This is a genomic window from Agrobacterium sp. SUL3, from assembly GCF_001263295.1.
GTDB lineage: Bacteria > Pseudomonadota > Alphaproteobacteria > Rhizobiales > Rhizobiaceae > Agrobacterium > Agrobacterium tomkonis.
On sequence record NZ_KQ414502.1, the window covers coordinates 337950 to 358737 of the forward strand.

Consider the following 20788-nt stretch of genomic DNA (forward strand, 5'->3'; position numbering starts at 1 on the left):
CAAAATCAGGAAACCCCGTGCGTCTTTCGGGCGCACGGGGTTTCTTTTGTTCGGTATCAGTGCGAAGCGCCGGAGCCGCCAATGGCGACGATGGAATAGGGCTGGCCTTCCACCGCAAGCGTGCGGGTTTCTTTCAGGCTTTCCGCGTCCACCACGCGCACCAGCGAATGGCGCGGATCGGAAATCACAACCTGCCCGTCGGCAACGGCGAGACGCGGGCGCGGATCGCGCCAATGGCCATCCTTGCTGTAGGGTTCGGTCACCTTCGCCTTGCGGGTGATGGCGCCTTCCAGCACGTCAAGCACATGCAGGTCGCCGTCTTCCGTCAGGATATAGGCGTTGCGCGGATTGGCGGGATCGAGAATGAAATCGACGCGCCGGGTCGGCAACTCCACCAGACGGAAGGCGTCCTTGCTGTCAGGATCGATCAGGACAACCTTGTCCTCACCGTAGTTTCCGAGGAAGAACTGCATGGATTTGCCGCCGAGCAGCGTGCCGGTATAGGCTTTCGGGAATTCTTCCGGATAGGCCAGCATTTCGAGCTTCGGACCATCCGTGCCGCCCGGCCGGGCAACCAGAATGCCTTCCTTGCAACCGAAAGCCGCAAGCCGTGCGGATGTCGCCTCGCCGTGCAGATCGGTGCATGTCGCCTGTTCGCCGACCTGCTTGCCCTCCCTGTCGAGAATACGCAGCCCGATGCGGGGCGGCAGCGTGTCGGGTTTGGTTTCGCTCTGCATATTCGGTACGGACACCAGAACGTAGCGGCCCATCGTCACCGCCACGCCATGATGCGGCGCGGTCGTGTCGACGGTGCGGACTTTGGCCTTGCCGTCCAGCAGGGCAGCCTCATCGATGATGTCAGCCTTGCCGCCGCGGTCGTAGAAGAGGATGGCATGGTCGTCATGTGGCACGACATGGAACGGGCGTTTGCCTTCGAAGGTGACGGGCAGCAGCGCCGCATCTTCCACATCCAGATCGCGATGTTCACCGTGGTCGGAAAAGACGATGCCGGTCTTGATCACATGCACGATATCCGAATCTGACTGAGTGGCGAAAACAGTCTTGCCGGACGCGCTGGCGGTCAGCGCGGCATAGCCCTTGAGGTCGTAGCGTCCGAGTTCCTTGCCGGTTTCGAAGTTGATCGCCCGCACCACCGGCTGGGTGTGATCGGCGATGAAGAGCCGCCATTCCTTGACGCTGTCGCCGCTTTCTTCCGCCTGCGCCACGCCAGAGGCCTGCGGCAGGGTAAGGGCAAGGCACGTGGCAAGCGCGCTCATGCCAAGGTGCTGTTGAAGGGAAAATCTCATGGTGTTCCTTCCAGACGTTATCATCCTTGTGTGGATACGAACCGGTTTCGGTTCTGAAGGATGATTGTAATGTTATTACGTTACGAGATTGCGTATTAGCATTACGTGCGGGGGCGATGTCAACCGATGCGGACATCCTGGCACGGAAAAATCTGGATGGGGCTGTGAGGCGGAGGAGGGAGGAAAGAGGAGGCGGGTGACGCTTCAGCGTCAGGCCGTATTTCCCGAAGGGCTATAAAGCCGGGTAAAACAGGCAGGCGCATCGCTGCGCCTGCCTCCATCAGTTTTAGCGGATATCGTCAGGCAGAACGTCCGAAGGGATGTTCTGGTAGGAAACCGGGCGCATGAAGCGGCGGATCGACATGGTGCCAACAGAGGTTGCGCCGAAGTTCGTCGAAGCCGGATAAGGGCCGCCATGAACCATGGCTTCGGATACTTCCACGCCGGTCGGGAAACCGTTGGCGAGAACGCGGCCGGCCTTGCGCTCCAGGATCGGCAGCAGCTTGCGGCCAAGCTCGGCGTCGCCGGCATCCAGATGCAGGGTTGCGGTCAGCTGGCCTTCGAAGCTCTTTGCGACTTCCAGCATTTCTTCCGGGCTGTCGACCGTGACGATCAGGCCAAGCGGTCCGAAGACTTCTTCGGCAAGCGCGTGGTTGGCAACCCAGTCCTTGCCCGAAACGCGGAACAGGTAAGGTGTTGCGTTGCGAAGATCACAGGTGGTGGTCAGCACGTCGCGCACACCGTTGCCGGCGGCGATACGGTCACGGCCGTCGCGATAGGCGGCGGCGATGCCGTCGGTCAGCATGACCTGCGGGCCGACTTCGGAAAGCGCTGCGCGCGCGGTTTCAGCAACCGCATCCGCCTGCTCTGAGAGAATGACGGCGATGCCGGGATTGGTGCAGAACTGGCCCGCACCCATGGTGAGCGAACCCGCCCAGCCCTTGGCGATGGCCTCGCCACGGGCGGAAACGGCTTCCGGCAGCAGGAACATCGGGTTGACGGAGCCGAGTTCGCCGAAGAAGGGGATCGGCTCGGGGCGCTGTGCGCAGAGATCGAAGAGCGCGCGGCCGCCGGCGAGCGAACCGGTGAAACCGACCGCCTTGATGCGCGGATGCTGCACGAGCGCGGAACCGACATCGCGGCGGCCGCCCTGGATCAGCGAAAACACGCCGGGATGCAGATTGTGCTTCTTGACGGCGGCGAGAACGGCTTCGGCAACGATTTCACCGGTGCCGGGATGGGCGGAATGGCCCTTGACGACCACCGGGCAGCCGGCTGCGAGAGCCGCTGCGGTGTCGCCGCCGGCCGTCGAGAAGGCGAGCGGGAAGTTGGAGGCGCCGAAGACCGCAACGGGGCCGATCGGGCGTTGCATCAGGCGGATATCCGGGCGCGGCAGCGGCTGGCGATCCGGCAGGGCTTCGTCGTGGCGGCGGTCGAGATAGTCGCCCTTGCGGATATGCGAGGCGAAAAGGCGAAGCTGACCAACGGTGCGGCCACGTTCGCCCTGCAGGCGTCCTGCAGGCAGGCCGGTCTCGGATGATCCGATTTCGGTGATGGCGTCGGCGCGTGCTTCGATCTCATCGGCGATGGTGTCGAGGAATGCGGCGCGCTCTTCGCGGGTGGTGTAGCCGTAGCTCCAGAAGGCGTCTTCGGCAGCTTCCGCAGCCTTGTTCACCAGATCAACGGTGCCGACCGAAAAATCGAAAGCCTCGCCATGTGCAGGCTCGCTGCGGAATTTTGCATCCGTTGCGACCCATTCTCCTGCAACCAGATGTTTGCCATGCGGCTTGAAACTCATTGTGCTCTTCCCTGAAAATCTGATCCTGCGTGGAAAATCCACCCGACACCGTGACATGGACCGAAAGGCGACGGCACAAACGCCATCAGCCGCGATCCTCGCCCGGTTGCCTTCTGCCTTAGCCCGTGCGGGGCCTGAGCGAAAGGCGGTTTCTCAACTATTTGATCAAAAAGTGTGATTAATTAGGCGAGACATGAAAAAGACCCGCTTCCGTTTACGCGCACGGCGTTTTATATGACGTCATGATGACAAATAGACTTCCGAAATACATCGCCTGGTCGGTTCTTCTGGTGATCGTGATCGTTACAATCTGCCCGATCGGCTTTCGGCCTCACACGCTGACCACGGTGGGGATAGACCGTGCTGCCGCCTTCGCTTTCTGCTCGGCGGCTTTTGTGTTTGCCTATCCGCGCCACTGGCTCGCCGTCATCGTCGCGGGTGTTACTGCGGCTTTTGGTATCGAGGCGCTGCAGTTTCTGTCGCCCACACGTCATCCGCATCTGATGGACGCCGCGGTGAAAGCCGCCGGCGCCATAGCCGGTGGGCTGGCTGCTCTTTCCTATCTCCAGTTCAGGGCACGATTGACCGCAGCTTCGGTCATCCGTCATTCCGGCCTTGAGCCGGAATGACGGACTAAGGAACTCATTCAGCGCTCGTTCCCAGCCCGAAACGAGCATGTGACAGGGTGCGCTCGATGCCGCGCAGCTCCGCCAACCCCTTAAGGCGGCCGATGGCGGGATAACCGGGTTGCGCCCCGCGCGTCAGGTCGTCGAGGATTTCCTGCCCGTGATCGGGACGCATCGGAATAGTGTGGTCTTCACGGCCTTCGGTGCGACGGCGGGTTTCCTCAGACAGAAGTGCGGCGATGACGGCGACCATGTCGGTCCCGCCTTCCAGATGCTCGTCCTCGAAGAAGGAGCAGGGCACGGTATCGGTGTCGCGCGTCACATTGCGCAGATGCACGAAATGGATGCGATCGGCAAAACGGCTGGCGATGAAGGGCAGGTCGTTATCCGCCCGTGCGCCAAGGGAGCCAGTGCACAGCGTCACGCCATTGGCGCGGCTGTCGACCTTTGAGAGCATGTGGGCATAGTCCGCCTCCGTTGAGAGAATACGCGGCAGGCCGAGCAGTGGCCATGGCGGATCATCACCATGGGCGCAGATGTTGATGCCCACTTCTTCGGCGACCGGTGTCACCTCGGAGAGAAAATCGATCAGGTTCTGCTGCAGCCTTTCACGGTTGACGCCGTGATAGGAGCGCAGTTTTTCGAGCAGTTGGGCGAGCGTATAGCCATCCGCCGAGCCAGGCAGGCCAGCACCGATATTGCGCCCGAGGGCGGCGATTTTTGTATCCGGCATTTCGGCGAAGCGTTTTGCCGCTTCCTCCAGCAGCCATTCCGGATAATCCGCCTTGGCGTCGGGGCGTTTCAGAATATGAAGGTCGAAGGCGGCGAAATCGGGAAGATCGAAGCGCATCGCCTTTGCGCCGTGTCTGGTTTCCCAGCGCAGATCGGTGCGGGTCCAGTCCAGCACGGGCATGAAATTGTAACAGACAGTGCGAATGCCGGAGGCGGAGAGGCGACGCAGCGTTTCCTGCCAGTTGGCGATGTGATTTTTCCAATCGCCCGTCTGGGTCTTGATATCTTCGGAGACGGGCACGCTTTCCACGACGTCCCAATAAAGACCGCCGGCCTTGATGGCCTCATGCCGTTTGGTGATTTCGTCCATCGGCCAGACATCGCCCGTGGCGATGTGGTGCAGTGCGCTGACGATGCCCTCCGCGCCCGCCTGTGCCGCATCCTGAACCGTGACCTTGTCGACCGGGCCGAACCAGCGCCATGTATGTCTCATCTTAAATCCTCAAATATCAGTCTGCGGAAAATGTCAGCTGCACCTTGCAGGCGGCGGAACGGTCACCGGCCTGTTCAAAGGCCGCTTTCGTCTCGCCAAGCGGGAAGCTGTGGGAAATGATCGGCCGCACATCGATCCCGCGCGTGGAGATAAGCCCGGCGGCAATAGTGAACTCATCGTGGAAACGTTGCGAGCCGCGCCAGAGGATTTCCTTGCCCACCAATGCATTGAGCGGAATGGTGATGTCACCGGTGACGCCTACCTGCACGATTGTGCCGCGCGGGCGCACGCAGGCAAAGGCGGTGCGAAGTGCTGGAGCTGCGGCGGAGCAATCAAAAATGACGTCGAAATAACCCTTGTTTTCCTGATAGGGCAAAAGCGAGTCGGCGTCCTTTGCGACATTGACGGTGCGGTCGGCACCCATGGCCGGTGCCCGTTCCAGCGCGGCATCGGTGAGGTCTGTGGCGACGATGGTGGCCGCACCGGCATGGCGGGCGGCGGCGATCGTCAACAGACCGATGGGGCCGGCGCCGGTCACGAGTACCTTTGCACCTTTCAGGTCGCCGGCCTGTGCGACGGCATGCAGGCAGACGGCGAGCGGCTCGGTGCAGGCGGCTTCCGCAGCCGATGTGTCGTCTGCAAATGTCGCGCATTGTCTGGCGGGAACCACCAGCCGGTCGCGGAACATGCCCTGTTCGTGCGGCAGGCGCATGGCGCTACCCATGAAGCGCATTTCCAGGCAATGGATCGGCTCACCCTTCAGGCAAAAGTGGCAATGGCCGCAGGGCTGCGAGGGGTTGACGGCGACGAGCTGCCCGATGGCGAGCCCGCTGACGCCCGCCCCCAAAGCCGCCACATGGCCGGATGCCTCGTGGCCGCAGATGATCGGCTCACGCACCCGCACCGGGCCGAAACCGCCATCCTGATAATAATGAAGATCGGAGCCGCAAATGCCGCCCGCTGCCATGGTCAGCAGCACTTCGCCGGGACCGGGGGGCTGCATGTCCTGCGTTTCGACGCGGATATCCTCACGGCCGTATAGACGTGCCACGCGTGTCTGCATGACGGGATCCTTTCAAATGCATTCATGTCGGAAATCTGCGCGGCGCCGGGCCGCGCAGTTCCTGTTCGTTCAGCGGATGAGGCCGAGCTGTGTCGGCAGCCACAGCGTGATCGCCGGTACGAAGGTGATGAGGGCCAGCGCCACGAAAAGCGGTATCATCCACGGCAGGATGGCGAGGGTGGTTCTCTCCACCGACATTTTCGAAATACGCGACAGCACGAACAGCACCATGCCGACGGGCGGGGTCAGGAGACCGATCATCAGGTTCAGCGTCACGATCAGGCCGAGGTGGACGGGATCGATGCCGTAGCGGGCAGCGACCGGCATCAGGATCGGCACCAGAATGCTGATGGCAGCGATGGTGTCGAGGAACGCGCCGACGATCAGAAGCAGGATGTTGACGATGATGAGGAAGGTCCACCAGTTGTCCGTCATCGAGAACATGAAGTCGGAGAACAGCGCCGCCGCCTGGCTCACCGTCAGCAACCATGCGAAGATCGACGCCGCGGTCACGATGAAGAGAACCGAAGCCGTGGTCTCTATCGTATCAAAGCTGGCTTTGGCCAATGTCTTAAACGTCATGGTGCGGTAGCGCACCAGCCCGAGAAAAAGCGACCAGAGAACTGCAGCGACCGCCGCCTCTGTCGGGGTAAACCAGCCCATCGTCATGCCGCCGATCAAAAGTACCGGCGTCATCAAGGCCATGACGGCGGAGAAATCGTAATACCAGTCCAGTGCGACCAGCACGGCGAGGCCGATAAGGACCGCGACATTGAGCGACAACCCGGCAAGTATCATCAGATACACAGCGACCGGGAAGCTGAAGACGATCACTATTTCCATGGAGGCTGAAAGCAGCTGCTTCAGCTGGAAGGGCGTGTCGGACCCCCAGCCCTTTCGTTTTGCGAAAATATAGACCGTCACCATCATCAGTACTGTCATGACGACGCCGGGAATGATGCCGGCCATGAACAGCGCGCCGATCGAGGCGTTGGCCATCATGCCGTAGATCACGAAGGGTAGTGAAGGCGGGAAGATCGGGCCGAGCGTCGCCGAGGCGGCGGTGACGCCGACGGCGGCATCGACGGGATAGCCGTGATCCTTCATGGCCTTGATCTCGATGGTGCCGATGCCTGCGGCATCCGCAAGGGCTGTCCCCGACATGCCGGAAAAAACCACCGAACCGATGATGTTGACCTGCGCCAGGCCACCCTTCATCCAGCCGACGAGCGCCAGTGCGAAGCGGTAGATGCGGCTTGTCACCCCGGCGATGTTCATCAGATTGCCGGCGAGGATGAAGAACGGCACGGCGATGAGCGGGAAGCTTTCGACGCCAGCGATCATGCGCTGGGCCGCGATGATATCGGGTGCCACGTCGTAGAGGATGAGATAAAGAAGCGAACTGACGGCCATGGAAACGGCCACCGGCGTGCCGATGATGAGAAGCAGAAGAAATGAACCGATGAGCAAAAGCATGGACTAGATTCCCTGTGTGCTTACGGCTTCCTGAGCCTTTTCACGCACGGTTTGCTTGCCGGTGATGTCCTTGATGAAATTGTGCAGGGCACGCAGGAACATCAGGGCGAAAGCGGCGAAAACGGTGTAGAAGACAATGCCGCGCGGCAGGTCGACGGTGACCATGCGCTCATCGCCGACGATTTCGAGATAACGCCACATCAGCCAGGTGATGTAGGCGAAGAAACCGATGGTGATGAGATCGACAATCAGTTCCAGAAGTCGTCCGACGGATTTCGGCACGAAGCGGTAGATCAGGTCGACGTGAATATGCCGGAACATGCGAACGCACATGACCGAGCCGAGAAAGACGACGACGACAAGGCAATTGGCGGCAATTTCTTCCGTCCATGCGAAGCTGTCGTTCAACACGTAACGGGTGAAGAATTGCAGGAAGACGGAAAGGCCCATGCCCCAGAAAACGGCAAGGGTTATCCAGTCTTCCACGGCATAGGGCGAAAGGTCGACGGGGCCGGTATCTTCTTCGAAGGCATGCGCCATTTCTTCCACACTGATGGGTGCGTTTTGATGGTCGGTCATTGGCGGGAACTCCAGTCCGAATGTCTCGGTTGAGGATATCCCGGCGCCTGAGAGCGCCGGGAAAGGCTCACGCATTATTTGATGGCGCGAATGGCGTCCCAATCGGCCTTTTCGTAGCCGAAGTCTTCAAGCTTCACCTTGTCGATGACGTTCTTCTCGAAGTCGGCCTTGTCCACCTCGGCGACAGTGATGCCCTTGGATTTGAACTCGTCGACCAGCGCCTTCTCACGGGCTTCGATCGTCTTCGTCGTGCGGGCCGCAGCTTCCTGCATCACCTCGGTGAAGATTTTCTTGTCTTCATCCGAAAGGCTCGCCCAACGGGTTTTCGAAACCAGGGTGTTGAGGTGATCGACGATGTGGCCCGTCAGAACGATGTTCTTCTGGACCTCGTAGAATTTCTTCGCCTCGATTGTCGTCAGCGGGTTTTCCTGAGCCTCGACGGTGCCGTTCTGAAGCGCCAGATAGACTTCCGCAAAGGCGATTGGCGTCGTGTTGGCGCCACAGGCGCGCGGCATGGCCAGATAGGCGGGAACGTCGGGAACGCGCATCTTCAGGCCGGCCATGTCACCGCATTTTTCAATCGGCCGGTTGGAGGTGGTGTGGCGCGTACCGTAGTAGCTGACGGCGACGATGTGGTTGCCGGTCTTGTCTTCATAGCCTTTCGCAAGCTTCTTGAAGACATCGCTCTTGGTATAGGCGATCAGATGGCTCGGATCGCGGAAGATATAGGGGAAATAGGTGACGCCGATCGGCTTGTGGTCGCGCGCGGCGAAGCTCGAGCCGGAGATGATGATATCCACCGTGCCGAGCTTCAAACCCTGGTTGATATCGGCTTCCTTGCCGAGCTGTGAGGCCGGAAAGACATCGATCTTGTAACGGCCGTCCGTGCGCTTGGCGATTTCTTCCGCGGCCCATACCGAATCCGTATGGAACGGTTCGGACGTCTCATAGACATGCGCCCATTTCAGCGCCGTTTGCGCCTGTGCCGCCAAGGCTGAAAGCAGAATGGCAGCGGTTGCACCCATCAAAGTCGACAATCTGATTTTCATTCTTAACTCCTCCCGAATTAAAGTCAGATTTCTGTTTTTCCCGTCGCCGGTTGCGGCGCGGTCACTCTTCTCCGATCGTTTCCTCCCCGAAACTTTCGGAAAATCTTTTTTGCGACAGCGTCAGATGCTGTCGCATGGCCTCGCGTGCGCCTTCCGGGTCATTCGCCGCGATCGCGTCGCGGATCACCCGGTGTTCCTGCACGGCGAGGATCCATGTATGCGGTCCCTCGAAATAGCTGGCGAGCTTCTCGAAATAGGGTGACAGGCTGCGCTCGTCGTAGATCAGGCCGGTAAAGCGATTGAGCGCCGAATTGCCGATGATATCTGCAATGGCGGTGTGGAAGGCACGGTCGAGATTGAGCGCCTGCGGTGAATTGTCGAGCGCGCCCGCCATGCGCTCGATGATGTCGTCGAGCTTGACGATGCATTCCGGCGTGGCGAGCCTTGCGGCTTCTTCCGCAATCGCACTTTCGATGATGCAGCGCGCCTGCAGGATTTCGAACGGACCATGCGCATCCGGCAGCGGCGGCTTTTGCGTGTCCGCTTTGCGTGATGCGTTTACATAGACGCCCGAACCCATGCGAATGTGGATATGACCTTCCACTTCCAGCACGATCAGCGCTTCCCGCACCGTTGGGCGGGATACGCCGAAGCGTTCGGCAAGGTCGCGTTCCGCCGGCAGGCGCTGACCATCCGTCAGTTCCCCGCTCTCGATGAGCAAACGAATTTGTTCCGCGACCAGCCGGTATAGGCGGCGCGGCTCCAGAGCCACAAACATGATATCCTCCCAGCGCGAAAGTCTCCCTCGATCGCGCAAGCGGTAAGATTGTCTTACCAATTTTATTAGGGAACATTTATGCGGTGCTGTCAATCGGACCATGAGTGGAAAATTGCGTTGCTCCAGATCGAAGAGTGTCGGACGCAAGAAACGGGTGGAGACGAACGCGCTTTAGTGGTTTTCTGTGAGGCGTTAGGAGAAATGCAATGAACGCCAACATCATGCTGAACGAAGACATCACCCCGATCGGAACCGATTACGAGACGGTGCGCGGGGTTATCGAGCTTTTGACGCTGGATTATCGCGAGCAGCCCTCCCTTGAAGCCATTGCCGCAGAGCTCGGCCAGTCGCCGACGCAATTGCAGAAGACCTTCACCCGCTGGGCCGGCCTTTCACCCAAGGCATTCCTGCAGGCCGTAACGCTGGATCATGCCAAGAGGCTGTTGCGCGAAGAGGATCTGCCGCTGCTCGAAACCTCGATCGAGGTTGGCATGTCCGGGCCGGGCCGCCTGCACGATCTGTTCGTTACCCATGAGGCCATGTCGCCCGGCGAATGGAAGGCCAAGGGCGGCGGGCTGACGATCCGTTACGGTTTCCACACCTCGCCCTTCGGGCTTGCGCTGGTCATGGTGACCGACCGCGGCCTTGCCGGCTGCGCATTTGCCGATCCGGGCGAAGAAAGAGCCTGTTTCGAAGATATGGCCGGCCGCTGGCCGAATGCCTGTTATGTCGAGGATCGCGAGGCGACCGCACCTTACGCCGCGCGCATTTTCGAACCGTCTTTATGGGCGGCGGAAAGGCCGCTGCGTGTCGTGCTGCTCGGCACGGATTTTCAGGTGCGGGTGTGGGAAAGCCTCTTGAAAATCCCGATGGGCCGCGCCGTCACCTATTCCCACATCGCCTGTGATATCGGTCAGCCGACCGCGTCCCGCGCCGTGGGTGCCGCGGTCGGCGCCAACCCGGTCTCCTTCGTCGTCCCCTGCCACCGTGCTGTCGGCAAAAGCGGGGCGCTGACGGGCTATCACTGGGGCCTGACCCGCAAGCGGGCGATGCTTGGTTGGGAGACGGGTAAGGTGTGACGAGGTCGGATTGTCTTTGCCGATCTGTCTGGGATCGGTTATTCTTGGCCAATGAAAAGCACGATTGAAATTCCTGACGATCTCAAACGCAGGCTGGATATTCTGGCCGAGCGCTCGAATTCGACACCAAGTCGCATCATAGAGTATGCGCTTTCGCTTGGACGTTCTCTGGCATGGCAGGAAAAATGGACGAGCGGTGTAAGGGCTGGGATGGCGGAGGCCGATGCCGGGGAGTTTGTCACTGAAGAAGAGATCGACGCCGTTCTTAATAAGTACGCCAAGGCCTGAAAAGCGTGCGTTTGGTTTGGACGCGGCGTTATCTTCGGGAGCTTGACGCTATAGGCGACTATATCGCCGAACGTAATCCGCGTGCGGCGGCAAAAGTCGTCAGGGTAATTCATGAGACCACTGCACGTCTTTTATCTCACAGTCCTTATCTTGGCCGCAGCGGCGAAATAGAAGGGACTAGGGAGTTGGTTGTTTCCGGCCTACCCTACATCGTTGCCTATCGTGTGACGGAGCGACAGGTCGAAATCCTTTTCGTGCAGCATGCTGCCCGCGAATGGCCTGATGAGGCCTAAACCAGCTCCATCAACGCCCGTGCCGCCGCCTCATCGGTGATCAGCGTGTTGCAGCCGGTGCGTTTAATCGTTGCCCGGATGGCGATGGCGCGGTGGGCGCCACCGGAGGCGAGAACGATGTGTTTGGCCTTGCGCAACGTATCGAGATCGATCGCCATGGCGCGCTGGTTGATCGGGTGATCGACGGAGCGGCCTTCGGCATCGATGAAATTAAACATCGTGTCGCAAACGCAGCCGGCATCGATGAGCTCGCGCAACGTCTCCTTCGAGATGAAACCTTCCGACAGCGATGTGGAATGCGGGCCGATATCGCCGCAGGAGACGATGGCAAGGTCCAGCGTCTCGGCCAGATCGTAAAGTGTGGCGAGCCCGCATTTTTCGATCAGCGCGCGTTTGGTTTCGACGGAATCCACCAGCAGCGGTGCCAGAAACATGTAACATTCCGCCCCAAGCGCGCTTGCCAGCCGCCAGGTGTAATCAAGCGGGTTGGTCTGGTGCACGGCGACGATACCGCCGAGCAGCGAGACGACCTTGCAGTTTTCCCGGCGCGGCGGGCGGAAGCTGGAAAGCGAAGCGGTCATGGTGCGGCCCCAGCCGACACCGATGGTGGCGCCGTTCGGCACCACTTCTGAGAGGAATTGCCCAAGCGCCAGACCCACTGCCTTGGCGGTGCTTTCGGCGCTTGCCTTCTCGGGGCAGGGGATGATGACGGCCTCATCGAGCCCGTAGGCCGCTTCCAGCTGGCTGGCCAAAGCGACGAAGTCCTCGATGCCCTCATTGATCCAGATCTGCACTTCCGAGCGTTTCATTGCCTCGTCGAGCAGGCGGATGACGGTGGAGCGGCTGATCCCCAGTTTTTCGGCGACGTCTTTTTGCGTCATGCCCTGATTATAATAGAGCCACGCGGCGCGCAGCCTCAGCGAAGCCGCTTCCGAATAGGCCGTATGGGTTTCTCTTCTCAGTTTCGCCACGGTTTCCGCCATTCTCTTTATGGTACGGAGTATCGCAGGCGTGAAACTTATGTCAATTGCGATGCGCAAATGTCTTGACTTTCGACCGTGCCGCTTGCGATAGTCGGAGCCGGACAAACCGCGATTTCGGCCTTGGGCGCACCCATGGTGCGGGAACGAAAAAACGGGTGAGCAAGTTTTCAAGAGATCATGAAGGATCATTCGATATGACGTCCAAACTCGAACAACTTCGCGCCATCACCACGGTTGTTGCCGACACCGGCGATATCGAGGCGGTTGCGCGCCTGAAGCCGGTGGATTGCACCACCAACCCCACCATCGTTCTGAAGGCACTCGGCACGCCGGCCTTTGCGGATGCGGTGAAGGAAGCCGTTGCCTGGGGCAAGACGCAGGGCGGCCAGTCCGACGCCGTGGTTGCCGCCGTGGCTGATCGTCTTGCCATTTCCGTGGGCGCAGCACTTGCAGGTCTCGTTCCCGGCCGCGTCTCCACCGAAGTGGATGCCGACCTTTCTTTCGATACGCAGGCTTCCATCGCCAAGGCGCACCAGATCATCGCGGCCTATAAGGAGCGCGGCATCGAGCGCGAGCGCATCCTCATCAAGCTTGCTTCCACCTGGGAAGGTATCAAGGCAGCCGAAGTTCTGCAGTCTGAAGGTATCGACTGCAACCTGACGCTGCTCTTCTCGCAGGCTCAGGCAATTGCCTGCGCGGAAGCCAAGGTCTTCCTCATCTCGCCCTTCGTTGGCCGTATCCTCGACTGGTACAAGAAGTCGACCGGCGAGACCTACACTGCCGAAACCGATCCGGGCGTTGTTTCGGTGCGCAGCATCTACAATTATTACAAGGCCAACGGCATCAGCACCGTCGTCATGGGTGCGTCCTTCCGCAATGTCGGCGAAATCGAAGCGCTGGCCGGTTGCGACCGCCTGACGATCAGCCCGGCGCTGCTGGAAGAGCTGGACAAGGACACCGGCACGCTTGCTCGCAAGCTTTCGCCCGACAATGCCAAGCCCGAGCCCTTGCAGTCGCTGGACGAAAAGGCATTCCGCTGGGCAATGAACGAAGACGCGATGGCAACCGAGAAGCTCTCGGAAGGCATCCGCCTGTTCGCCAAGGATCTGGTGACGCTGCGCGAAATGGTCCGCAAGGAACTGACGCTGGCCGCCGCCTGATAAAAAAAGGGGAACAATCCACGTTCCCCTTGCGTTTAAGAGATATAAATCTCCAGTCACTCAAAACGCGATCGGGTCCCTGCCGGTCGCGTTTTTTTGTTCTTCTCAGGTGTTCTCGTTTCCGGTTGCCACTTCGGAAATGCGCTTTGCAGCATCGCGGATCAGCCCTTCACAGGCCTCACGGGTCGGCGCCTTGCCGCCAAGCGGCGTGATGTAGGGGCAGGTGATGACGGCGAGAGCCGTTCCGTCCAACGTCAGAACGGGAGCGGAAATATTGCGCACGCCGGCAGTCTGAAGACTGTCCATGGATTCGAAACCGTTGCTGCGCACCTGCCTTAACCGCTCGGTCAGATCAGGGGGCACGGTCTCGCCGCTGCCACGCACCTGCTCGGTGATCATGATCTGGCGTTGCGCTTCGGTCTGGAAAGCCAGCAGCACATGGCCGGAGCCGGTGTGGAACAGGCTCATCTGCGCGCCCACCCGCATTGACATGGCCCAATAGGTGGAGGATTCCTGCTGGGCGATGACGACCACGCTGCCACGGTCATAAACGGCCAGATGGCAGGCCTGCTCGGCGCTTGCGGAAAAATCGCGCATGACAGGGGCGGCAAAAGAGACGAGCCGTCGGATCGGCGCGTGGAAATGCGCCAGCCCGAACATTTTCAGCGTCAGCGAAAACCGGTCGCCCTCAAGCCGCTGCACGTAACCGCGGCGCACCAGCCGGTCCAGCATGCGGTAAAGTTCGTTGGGGCTTTTGCCGACGGCCTTGGCGATCTCGATCTGTGTGAGCCCGCCATCGGTGCGGGCCAGAAGCTCGAGAATGTCCAGGCCCTTGTCGAGGGCGGGGGCGCGGTATCTTTCGCTGTCGTCGTCTGTCATCTGGCCTCGATGCGTTTTGCGCGGTTACGGCGCAAGTTTGCTTGACGCCATATGAATACCGCGTTTACATATGAATTGTCGATCCATATTTGAGATCACTGAAATTCAGCGGCCTGAACCCCGGTGGGCGGGCGCGCTATAGCGGGAGGCTATTCATGGTGCAGGATTTTAACGGCCGGACAGTGGTGATCACCGCCGCCGGTCAGGGTATCGGCCGGGCGACGGCGGAGCGGTTCATCTCACTCGGCGCGCGCGTCATCGCCACCGATATCAACGAACAGGCGCTTTCGACGCTGAAGGGTGCGGAAACCCGGGTTTTTAATGTGCTGGATGGCGAAGGCGTCAAGGATTTCGCCGCCGATATCGGCCATGCCGACGTGCTGTTCAACTGCGCCGGTTTCGTTCATTCCGGCACCATTCTCGACTGCGAGGAAAAGGACTGGGATTTCTCCTTCGATCTCAATGCCAAGGCCATGTACCGCACCTGCCGCGCCTTTCTGCCCGGCATGCTGGAAAAGGGCAAGGGCGCGATCGTCAACATGTCCTCGGTTGCATCAAGCGTGAAGGGCGTGCCGAACCGTTTCGCTTATACCGCATCCAAAGCGGCCGTCGTGGGTCTGACCAAGGCCATTGCCGCCGATTTCGTCACCAGGGGCATCCGCTGCAACGCCATCTGCCCCGGCACGGTCGATAGCCCGTCCCTGCATGACCGCCTGCGCGCCACCGGCAACTACGAACAGGCGCTCGCGGACTTCATTGCCCGCCAGCCGATGGGCCGCATCGCCACGCCGGAAGAAATCGCGGCGCTCGTCACTTATCTTGCTTCGGATGAGGCAGGGTTCACCACCGGCCAGATCCATGTGATCGACGGCGGCTGGACGGGCTGAGCTTTTTTTAAAGAAAGACGAGAGGCGACCGGCCGAACAGCCGGTCGCCTTTTTTAATTCAGACGACCGCGCTTCCGGCCATCAGTGCAAGCACGAGGAAGACCAGGAAGATCACCACGGCGATGAAGAACAGGATTCGGGCCACGCCCGCCGCCGCTGCCGAAATGCCGGTAAAGCCGAATACGCCCGTGATCAAAGAGATAACAAAGAAAATAAGAGCCCATTTCAGCATGGAGCTTCCCCTTTCGCTTAATTTTCAAGAGTCTGCCGTCTCGCAGCGGACTCTCGAAAATGACGCGCAAAAGGCGAAAATGTTCCATGCGCCCGCAAAAATCGTTGTTTTAAATCCCTTTTTCAGCCGCCGCGTCGATCCGGCGGGCTTTCCAGGTGGTGCGGATGAAGGTTGCGACGAAGGCGATGCTCATGAACAGCACGATGGTGGGAGCCGGCGCACTGTCGATCAGGAAGCTCAGCCATATGCCTGACAGTGATGAGACGACCGCCACCATGATGGCCACAACAAGCATGGCGGAAAAGCGGCGTGTCAGCAGGAAGGCGATTGCGCCCGGCGTGACCAGCATGGCGACCGAGAGGATGATGCCCACCGCCATCAGCGCGCCGACCACGGTGAGCGACAGGACCATCAGCAGACCGTAATGCAGGATACGCACCGGCAGGCCGATCGCCTTGGCATGTTGCGGATCGAAAGCATTGACCAGCAGATCCTTGCGTAACAGTCCGAGGAACAGCGTGGCGAAAAGCGCGATCAGGCCGGTCTCCAGCATGTCTGAGGGGGCAATGCCCAGCATGTCGCCGAAGAGGATATGATCGAGGTGCATGTCGCTCTGCACCTTCACGTAAAGCACCAGCCCCAGCCCGAACATGCCGGAAAAGACGATGCCGAGCACCGTATCTTCCTTGATGCGGCTGTTTTCCTTGATGAAACCGGTGCCGAGCGCGCAGATCATGCCGGCGATGAAGGCGCCGATGGAAAGCGGAATGTTGATGATATAGGCGATCACCACGCCCGGCAGCACGGCATGGGAAACCGCATCCCCCATCAGCGACCAGCCCTTCAGCACCAGAAAACACGAGAGCATCGCCATCGGCACCGCGATCATCAGGGTGATCACGAAGGCATATTGCATGAAGGGCAGTTGAAACGGCAGGATAGCGAGTTCGAGATATTCACTCATGGCGTTTCTCCGAGCGCCTTGCGAGCCTTGGCTCTGGAGGCGAGCAGCCCGTGTTTGGGTGCAAAGACGAAGGCGGCAAGGAAAATCGCCGTTTGCAGCACGACGATGACGCCGCCGGTGGCGCCATCGAGGAAATAGCTGAGATAGGCGCCGACGAAGCTGGTGGCCGCGCCGATGATGAGGCTCATCAGGATCAGCCGCTCGAAACGGTCGGTCAAGAGATAGGCGGTAGCGCCCGGCGTCACCACCATGGCGACCACCAGAAAAGCCCCAACCGTCTGTAGTGCGGCAACCGTGGAGGCGGCGAGCAGGGTGAAGAAGATCACTTTCAGCACTTCCGGTTTCAGCCCCACGGTGCGGGCATGGTTCTCATCGAAGAAGACGACCATGAAGTCGCGCCATTTCAACGCCAGCACCAAAAGGCTGATGCCGCCGATCAGCGCCAGCTGAATGGTGTCTTCGGTGGTGATTGCCAGAATGTTGCCGAGCACGATGGTCTGGATATTGATCGAGGTGGGCGACAGCGAAACCATGAACAGCCCCAGCCCGAAAAACGAGGTGAAGATCAGGCCGATGATCGCGTCTTCCTTGAGCCTCGTCTTCTGGTTCAGGAACAGCATGGAGCCCGCGGCAAGCCCGCCGGAAAGAAAGGCCCCCAGCGAAAACGGCAGGCCCAGCATATACGCCCCGGCAACACCCGGAACGATGGCATGGGAGAGCGCATCGCCGATCAGCGACCAGCCCTTCAGCATCAGATAGGCAGACAGGAAGCCGCAGACGCCGCCGACCAGCGCGCTGACCCAGATGGCGTTCAGCATGTAGCCGTAAGTGAAGGGCTCAAGAAGGCTGTTTATCATCGACTTTTTCCTTCGGAGCCTCAGGATCATGCCCATTCTGGCCATTCTGGCCATTCTTGCCGTAAATCACGAAAGGCCGTTCGTCATCGGTGATGACCTTCACCCGGCGTGGATCGGCATCGTCATGCAGGTCGGCCCCGCCGAGGATGAAGTGGCGCAGGCTGCCGCCGAAGGCTTTTTGCAGGTTCTCCTCGGTAAAGGTATCCTCAGTTTTGCCTGACGCCAGCACCGTGCCCTTGACGAAGACGGCGCGGTCGCAAAATTCCGGCACGCTGCCGAGATTATGGGTGGAGACCAGCATGACGCGGCCCTCGTCGCGCAATGCCTTCAAAAGGGCGACGATCTGTTCTTCCGTCGTCACGTCGACGCCGGTGAAGGGTTCGTCGAGCAGGATGACCTGGCCTTCCTGCGCCAGTGCGCGGGCCAGAAATACCCGCTTCTTCTGCCCGCCGGAAAGCTCGCCGATCTGCCTTTTGCGATAATCGAGCATGTTGACGCGTTTCAGCGCCTCTTCCACCATCTGGTGATCGCGTTTGGAGGGGATGCGCAGGAAGTTCATGTGGCCATAACGGCCCATCATCACCACATCCTCCACCAGCACCGGAAAGCTCCAGTCCACCTCCTCGGCCTGCGGCACGTAAGCAACGAGGTTTTTCCTGAGCGCCTCTTTCACCGGCAGGTCGAAGATCGAGACGGAACCGGCGGCCAGCGGCACGAAACCCATGATCGCCTTGAAAATCGTGGACTTGCCGGCGCCATTGACGCCGACAAGTGCAGTGATCGTTCCGCGGGGGATGGAGAAGCTCGCATTTCTCAATGCTGTGTGGCCGTTGCGATAGGTCACTGTCGCATTTTGAACCGCCAGGCCGCCGGCAATTTTTTTACCGCCCATTCTCATGATGACAGGCCTTTTGCGATGGTTTCGCTCGTCACCCGCAGCAGATCGAGATAGGTCGGAACCGGGCCATCCGCTTCGCTCAGCGAATCCACGTAGAGTATGCCGCCATAGGTTGCGCCGGTTTCCTTGGCCACCTGCTCGGCGGGATCGGCGGACACCGTGCTTTCGCTGAAGATAACCTGGATATTGTGCTCGCGCATGGCGTCGATCACGCCACGCACCTGCTGCGGTGTGCCCTGGCTGTCGGCATTGACCGGCCACAGGAACAGTTCCTTCAGCCCGAAATCGCGGGCAAGATAAGAGAAGGCACCTTCGCTCGTTACCAACCAGCGCTTGTTTTCCGGCAGAACGGAAAGCGTATCGCGAATGGGCTGGACGGTGGCCTTGATCTTGTCCGAATAGGCCTTGGCATTGGCGGCATAGAGATCGGCATGGGCGGGGTCGATCCCGGCAAGGCCCTTGCGGATATTTTCCACATAGATCAAGGCGTTATCGGGTGACATCCAGGCATGTGGATTGGGTTTTCCCTGGTATGCCCCGCCGCTGATCGCCATCGGCGTCACGCCATCGCTCACCGTCACGCTCGGCACGCCGGAGAGGTTGGCCAGGAATTTCTCGAACCACAATTCCAGATTGAGGCCATTGCGCAGCACCAGATCGGCTTTGCGGGCTTTGAGGATGTCTCGCGGGGTTGGTTGATAGTTGTGAATTTCAGCACCCGGCTTGGTAATGCTTTCCACTTCGGCCGCATCGCCCGCCACGTTGCGAGCCATGTCGGCGATGATGGTGAAGGTCGTCACCACCTTCGGTTTTTCCTGTGCCACTGCGGCGGCGGGGAGAAAAAGTGAAAAAGCAAAAAGAGCATGCCGGATTTTCTGGAAGTTCACGTCTGTCACCGAATGTTTGTTGCGATTAATTCGCAATACCATCTGTTATAAAATCACACTTGTCAACGCTATTGCAAATCATTCGCAATTTAGCGTCATTTGAAAATGTCTGAAAATGGTGCGTTTTTGCCGGCGTTGCGCCGGGGTGGTTAAACTTTTTTCAATGAGAAAGCGGCAGTATCGTAAGGCTCGGACAACGAGGTTGCGAGCTTTATCCCGCGTGTGTTCCTCATCATCAGAGCCACGTTTCGGGGTGAGGGCGATAAGGCGGGGTACTTGATGTCAGGATGTTGCGGGTGAAAGCTGTATTCGGACGAATGCGGTTTTCGCGCAAACTCGTTGTGATCGTAGGCGGGATCCTGCTTCTGGCGGGTGCGACCGGTTCTGCTGCCGTGTTCATCGGCAGCGATCGGCTGCTTGGCCCATCCTACGCTTCCACCAACGGGCTTTCCTGCGACGCAGTCCAGACGGTCAACATCCGCAAGAACGGTTCCTTATGGGTGCGGAAATTCATCCGCACCGCAGGTGGCGATGGCACGGAGCGGTTGAAAACCGCACTCCGCGTTGCCAAAGCGGTTTACGACAAACAGAAGCCAGATCTGGTACAGGTGTCGGTGCTCGACAGGAATGGCCCGCAATTACGCTCGGAAATGCGCGGCCGGGCCATTGCCGCACAGGTCGTCTTCATTCCTGATCCCGCCAAAATTCCGCAGGGCGCCGATGCCCAGCGCTATTCCGCTTTTTATTATGATGGCGCGGCCAATGGCAGCGGCCAGTTTTATGGGCTGCGTATCGATCTGCCGCTTGAGGACGCCGAAACCATGGCCGCAGGCCTGAGCGATACCGCCGATTGCGCGACGCCGGCTTCGGATGCCGGTGCTGAAGGCCATGAAGGCAAGGCTGCGAAAGGCGCGGCCGGGCATGGCGAAGCCAAGGATGAGGGTGGCGGCCATGGCGCAGCACCCGCGGAGGCGGATGAAGGCGGGGCGGGTGCGGAAGCGCACGGAGAACAGCCGTCTCCCGAAGCACGGGGCGAACCCGGTGCCGATGAATTGCTGACTTCGACACCGGAAGCCGATGGCGGCAGCATCTTCAGCCTGACCTATCTGAAATCGTTGATCTTCGGAAAAGGCTCGACGACCGCGCAGGCGGCGGAGGAAAAACCGGCGGCTGAGACTGCGCCGGCTGAGGAGCCGGCTGCGGGCAAGGCCGGGCATTAACGGTTGTGAGGAAGTGGTGGCGAAGGGCGTAAAACCTCTCGACGTCATCTTAGGGCTTGTCGCACTGCTGTCCGATTTAAATTTTCAGGCAAGCTGTCGCCGCCGGGAAGTCGGTGGTGAAGGCCATAGGGCCTCTCGGCGTCATCCTCGGGCTTGTGTGGACGATTTGTGGTTTACTTGGATGCATCAGCCGGGCAGCGCAAGCCCGGCTGATGCAGGCAGGCGGCCGTTTTTTCGGGCTGGTTTAGACAGCCCAGGGT

Annotated in this window: 22 protein-coding genes; 7 read left to right on the plus strand and 15 right to left on the minus strand. The window is 59.9% G+C overall.

The window, feature by feature from the left end; genetic code table 11:
• Positions 1-56 precede the first annotated feature (56 nt).
• Together aztD and AKG12_RS12655 are read right to left on the minus strand one after the other, a co-directional pair.
• Positions 57-1307: a zinc metallochaperone AztD gene (gene aztD, locus AKG12_RS12650; RefSeq protein WP_052819051.1), complete on the minus strand. Its 1251-nt coding sequence runs from the start codon at positions 1305-1307 to the stop codon at positions 57-59.
• Positions 1308-1593: 286 nt separating this feature from the next.
• On the minus strand, positions 1594-3105 hold the full coding sequence (locus AKG12_RS12655) for an aldehyde dehydrogenase (NADP(+)) (RefSeq protein WP_046800802.1): 1512 nt from the start codon (positions 3103-3105) through the stop codon (positions 1594-1596).
• A gap of 245 nt (positions 3106-3350) precedes the next feature.
• On the opposite strand from AKG12_RS12655, the gene AKG12_RS12660 reads away from it, so the two are divergent.
• On the plus strand, positions 3351-3734 hold the full coding sequence (locus AKG12_RS12660) for an antibiotic resistance protein VanZ (protein WP_225245729.1): 384 nt from the start codon (positions 3351-3353) through the stop codon (positions 3732-3734).
• Between the two features lie 13 nt (positions 3735-3747).
• On the opposite strand, the gene uxuA is transcribed toward AKG12_RS12660, so the two are convergent.
• The 6 genes from uxuA to AKG12_RS12690 all read right to left on the minus strand — a co-directional run bounded on the left by uxuA (position 3748) and on the right by AKG12_RS12690 (position 9901).
• Positions 3748-4956, minus strand: a complete 1209-nt coding sequence (gene uxuA / locus AKG12_RS12665; RefSeq protein ID WP_052819053.1) for a mannonate dehydratase — start codon at positions 4954-4956, stop codon at positions 3748-3750.
• Between the two features lie 16 nt (positions 4957-4972).
• On the minus strand, positions 4973-6019 hold the full coding sequence (locus AKG12_RS12670) for an L-idonate 5-dehydrogenase (RefSeq protein WP_052819054.1): 1047 nt from the start codon (positions 6017-6019) through the stop codon (positions 4973-4975).
• A 69-nt stretch (positions 6020-6088) separates the two neighbouring features.
• Complete coding sequence (locus AKG12_RS12675) at positions 6089-7495, minus strand: TRAP transporter large permease (protein WP_052819055.1); 1407 nt, start codon at positions 7493-7495, stop codon at positions 6089-6091.
• 3 nt (positions 7496-7498) lie between these two features.
• Positions 7499-8074 (minus strand): TRAP transporter small permease, encoded by a 576-nt coding sequence (locus AKG12_RS12680; RefSeq protein WP_046801094.1) that lies wholly within the window; start codon positions 8072-8074, stop codon positions 7499-7501.
• Positions 8075-8148: 74 nt separating this feature from the next.
• Positions 8149-9123, minus strand: coding sequence for a sialic acid TRAP transporter substrate-binding protein SiaP (locus AKG12_RS12685; protein WP_046800807.1), 975 nt, complete (start codon positions 9121-9123; stop codon positions 8149-8151).
• A 61-nt stretch (positions 9124-9184) separates the two neighbouring features.
• The gene (locus AKG12_RS12690; RefSeq protein ID WP_046800808.1) at positions 9185-9901 is read right to left on the minus strand and encodes a FadR/GntR family transcriptional regulator; all 717 of its coding nucleotides are present in this window, start codon (positions 9899-9901) and stop codon (positions 9185-9187) included.
• 206 nt (positions 9902-10107) lie between these two features.
• Between AKG12_RS12690 and AKG12_RS12695 the strand changes: the two genes are divergently transcribed.
• From AKG12_RS12695 to AKG12_RS12705, 3 genes are read left to right on the plus strand one after another with little or no spacing between them, the layout of a single operon-like run.
• The gene (locus AKG12_RS12695) at positions 10108-10980 is read left to right on the plus strand and encodes a methylated-DNA--[protein]-cysteine S-methyltransferase (protein ID WP_052819056.1); all 873 of its coding nucleotides are present in this window, start codon (positions 10108-10110) and stop codon (positions 10978-10980) included.
• A gap of 51 nt (positions 10981-11031) precedes the next feature.
• Positions 11032-11268, plus strand: coding sequence for a CopG family ribbon-helix-helix protein (locus AKG12_RS12700; protein WP_052819057.1), 237 nt, complete (start codon positions 11032-11034; stop codon positions 11266-11268).
• A 5-nt stretch (positions 11269-11273) separates the two neighbouring features.
• Positions 11274-11561, plus strand: a complete 288-nt coding sequence (locus tag AKG12_RS12705; protein WP_052819058.1) for a type II toxin-antitoxin system RelE/ParE family toxin — start codon at positions 11274-11276, stop codon at positions 11559-11561.
• Here the strand turns inward: AKG12_RS12705 and AKG12_RS12710 are convergent.
• Entirely contained in the window at positions 11558-12532 is a 975-nt protein-coding gene (locus AKG12_RS12710) for a sugar-binding transcriptional regulator (protein ID WP_046801095.1), read from the minus strand. The genes AKG12_RS12705 and AKG12_RS12710 overlap by 4 nt on opposite strands.
• A 206-nt stretch (positions 12533-12738) precedes the next feature.
• Between AKG12_RS12710 and tal the strand changes: the two genes are divergently transcribed.
• Positions 12739-13704, plus strand: coding sequence for a transaldolase (gene tal / locus AKG12_RS12715; RefSeq protein WP_046800810.1), 966 nt, complete (start codon positions 12739-12741; stop codon positions 13702-13704).
• 105 nt (positions 13705-13809) lie between these two features.
• Here tal and AKG12_RS12720 read toward each other — a convergent pair whose 3' ends face one another.
• On the minus strand, positions 13810-14583 hold the full coding sequence (locus tag AKG12_RS12720) for an IclR family transcriptional regulator (protein ID WP_052819059.1): 774 nt from the start codon (positions 14581-14583) through the stop codon (positions 13810-13812).
• Positions 14584-14738: 155 nt separating this feature from the next.
• Here AKG12_RS12720 and AKG12_RS12725 point away from each other — a divergent pair, with 155 nt between their 5' ends.
• Positions 14739-15470, plus strand: a complete 732-nt coding sequence (locus AKG12_RS12725) for an SDR family oxidoreductase (protein ID WP_052819060.1) — start codon at positions 14739-14741, stop codon at positions 15468-15470.
• A 58-nt stretch (positions 15471-15528) separates the two neighbouring features.
• Here AKG12_RS12725 and AKG12_RS12730 read toward each other — a convergent pair whose 3' ends face one another.
• The 5 genes from AKG12_RS12730 to AKG12_RS12750 all read right to left on the minus strand — a co-directional run bounded on the left by AKG12_RS12730 (position 15529) and on the right by AKG12_RS12750 (position 19308).
• A complete protein-coding gene (locus AKG12_RS12730) occupies positions 15529-15702 on the minus strand; it encodes a DUF1328 domain-containing protein (RefSeq protein ID WP_052819061.1) in 174 nt (57 codons plus the stop codon).
• 109 nt (positions 15703-15811) lie between these two features.
• Complete coding sequence (locus AKG12_RS12735) at positions 15812-16666, minus strand: metal ABC transporter permease (RefSeq protein ID WP_052819062.1); 855 nt, start codon at positions 16664-16666, stop codon at positions 15812-15814.
• Complete coding sequence (locus AKG12_RS12740) at positions 16663-17523, minus strand: metal ABC transporter permease (RefSeq protein WP_052819063.1); 861 nt, start codon at positions 17521-17523, stop codon at positions 16663-16665. The genes AKG12_RS12735 and AKG12_RS12740 overlap by 4 nt, the downstream gene beginning before the upstream one ends.
• On the minus strand, positions 17504-18421 hold the full coding sequence (locus AKG12_RS12745) for a manganese/iron ABC transporter ATP-binding protein (protein WP_052819064.1): 918 nt from the start codon (positions 18419-18421) through the stop codon (positions 17504-17506). Before AKG12_RS12745 ends, AKG12_RS12740 begins: the two co-directional genes overlap by 20 nt.
• Complete coding sequence (locus AKG12_RS12750; RefSeq protein WP_052819065.1) at positions 18418-19308, minus strand: metal ABC transporter substrate-binding protein; 891 nt, start codon at positions 19306-19308, stop codon at positions 18418-18420. Before AKG12_RS12750 ends, AKG12_RS12745 begins: the two co-directional genes overlap by 4 nt.
• A 287-nt stretch (positions 19309-19595) precedes the next feature.
• Between AKG12_RS12750 and AKG12_RS12755 the strand changes: the two genes are divergently transcribed.
• Positions 19596-20528: an ICP22 family protein gene (locus AKG12_RS12755; protein ID WP_285277735.1), complete on the plus strand. Its 933-nt coding sequence runs from the start codon at positions 19596-19598 to the stop codon at positions 20526-20528.
• Positions 20529-20788 lie beyond the last annotated feature (260 nt).

Coding starts and splice junctions, on each gene's coding strand:
- AKG12_RS12670 (WP_052819054.1), bottom strand. CDS start 6,019: ATGCAGACACGCGTGGCACGTCTATACGGCCGTGAGGATATCCGCGTC.
- AKG12_RS12735 (WP_052819062.1), bottom strand. CDS start 16,666: ATGAGTGAATATCTCGAACTCGCTATCCTGCCGTTTCAACTGCCCTTC.
- tal (WP_046800810.1), top strand. CDS start 12,739: ATGACGTCCAAACTCGAACAACTTCGCGCCATCACCACGGTTGTTGCC.
- AKG12_RS12725 (WP_052819060.1), top strand. CDS start 14,739: ATGGTGCAGGATTTTAACGGCCGGACAGTGGTGATCACCGCCGCCGGT.
- AKG12_RS12730 (WP_052819061.1), bottom strand. CDS start 15,702: ATGCTGAAATGGGCTCTTATTTTCTTTGTTATCTCTTTGATCACGGGC.
- AKG12_RS12685 (WP_046800807.1), bottom strand. CDS start 9,123: ATGAAAATCAGATTGTCGACTTTGATGGGTGCAACCGCTGCCATTCTG.
- AKG12_RS12680 (WP_046801094.1), bottom strand. CDS start 8,074: ATGACCGACCATCAAAACGCACCCATCAGTGTGGAAGAAATGGCGCAT.
- AKG12_RS12720 (WP_052819059.1), bottom strand. CDS start 14,583: ATGACAGACGACGACAGCGAAAGATACCGCGCCCCCGCCCTCGACAAG.
- aztD (WP_052819051.1), bottom strand. CDS start 1,307: ATGAGATTTTCCCTTCAACAGCACCTTGGCATGAGCGCGCTTGCCACG.
- AKG12_RS12675 (WP_052819055.1), bottom strand. CDS start 7,495: ATGCTTTTGCTCATCGGTTCATTTCTTCTGCTTCTCATCATCGGCACG.
- AKG12_RS12700 (WP_052819057.1), top strand. CDS start 11,032: ATGAAAAGCACGATTGAAATTCCTGACGATCTCAAACGCAGGCTGGAT.
- AKG12_RS12755 (WP_285277735.1), top strand. CDS start 19,596: ATGTTGCGGGTGAAAGCTGTATTCGGACGAATGCGGTTTTCGCGCAAA.
- AKG12_RS12655 (WP_046800802.1), bottom strand. CDS start 3,105: ATGAGTTTCAAGCCGCATGGCAAACATCTGGTTGCAGGAGAATGGGTC.
- AKG12_RS12695 (WP_052819056.1), top strand. CDS start 10,108: ATGAACGCCAACATCATGCTGAACGAAGACATCACCCCGATCGGAACC.
- AKG12_RS12740 (WP_052819063.1), bottom strand. CDS start 17,523: ATGATAAACAGCCTTCTTGAGCCCTTCACTTACGGCTACATGCTGAAC.
- AKG12_RS12745 (WP_052819064.1), bottom strand. CDS start 18,421: ATGAGAATGGGCGGTAAAAAAATTGCCGGCGGCCTGGCGGTTCAAAAT.
- uxuA (WP_052819053.1), bottom strand. CDS start 4,956: ATGAGACATACATGGCGCTGGTTCGGCCCGGTCGACAAGGTCACGGTT.
- AKG12_RS12660 (WP_225245729.1), top strand. CDS start 3,351: ATGACAAATAGACTTCCGAAATACATCGCCTGGTCGGTTCTTCTGGTG.
- AKG12_RS12690 (WP_046800808.1), bottom strand. CDS start 9,901: ATGTTTGTGGCTCTGGAGCCGCGCCGCCTATACCGGCTGGTCGCGGAA.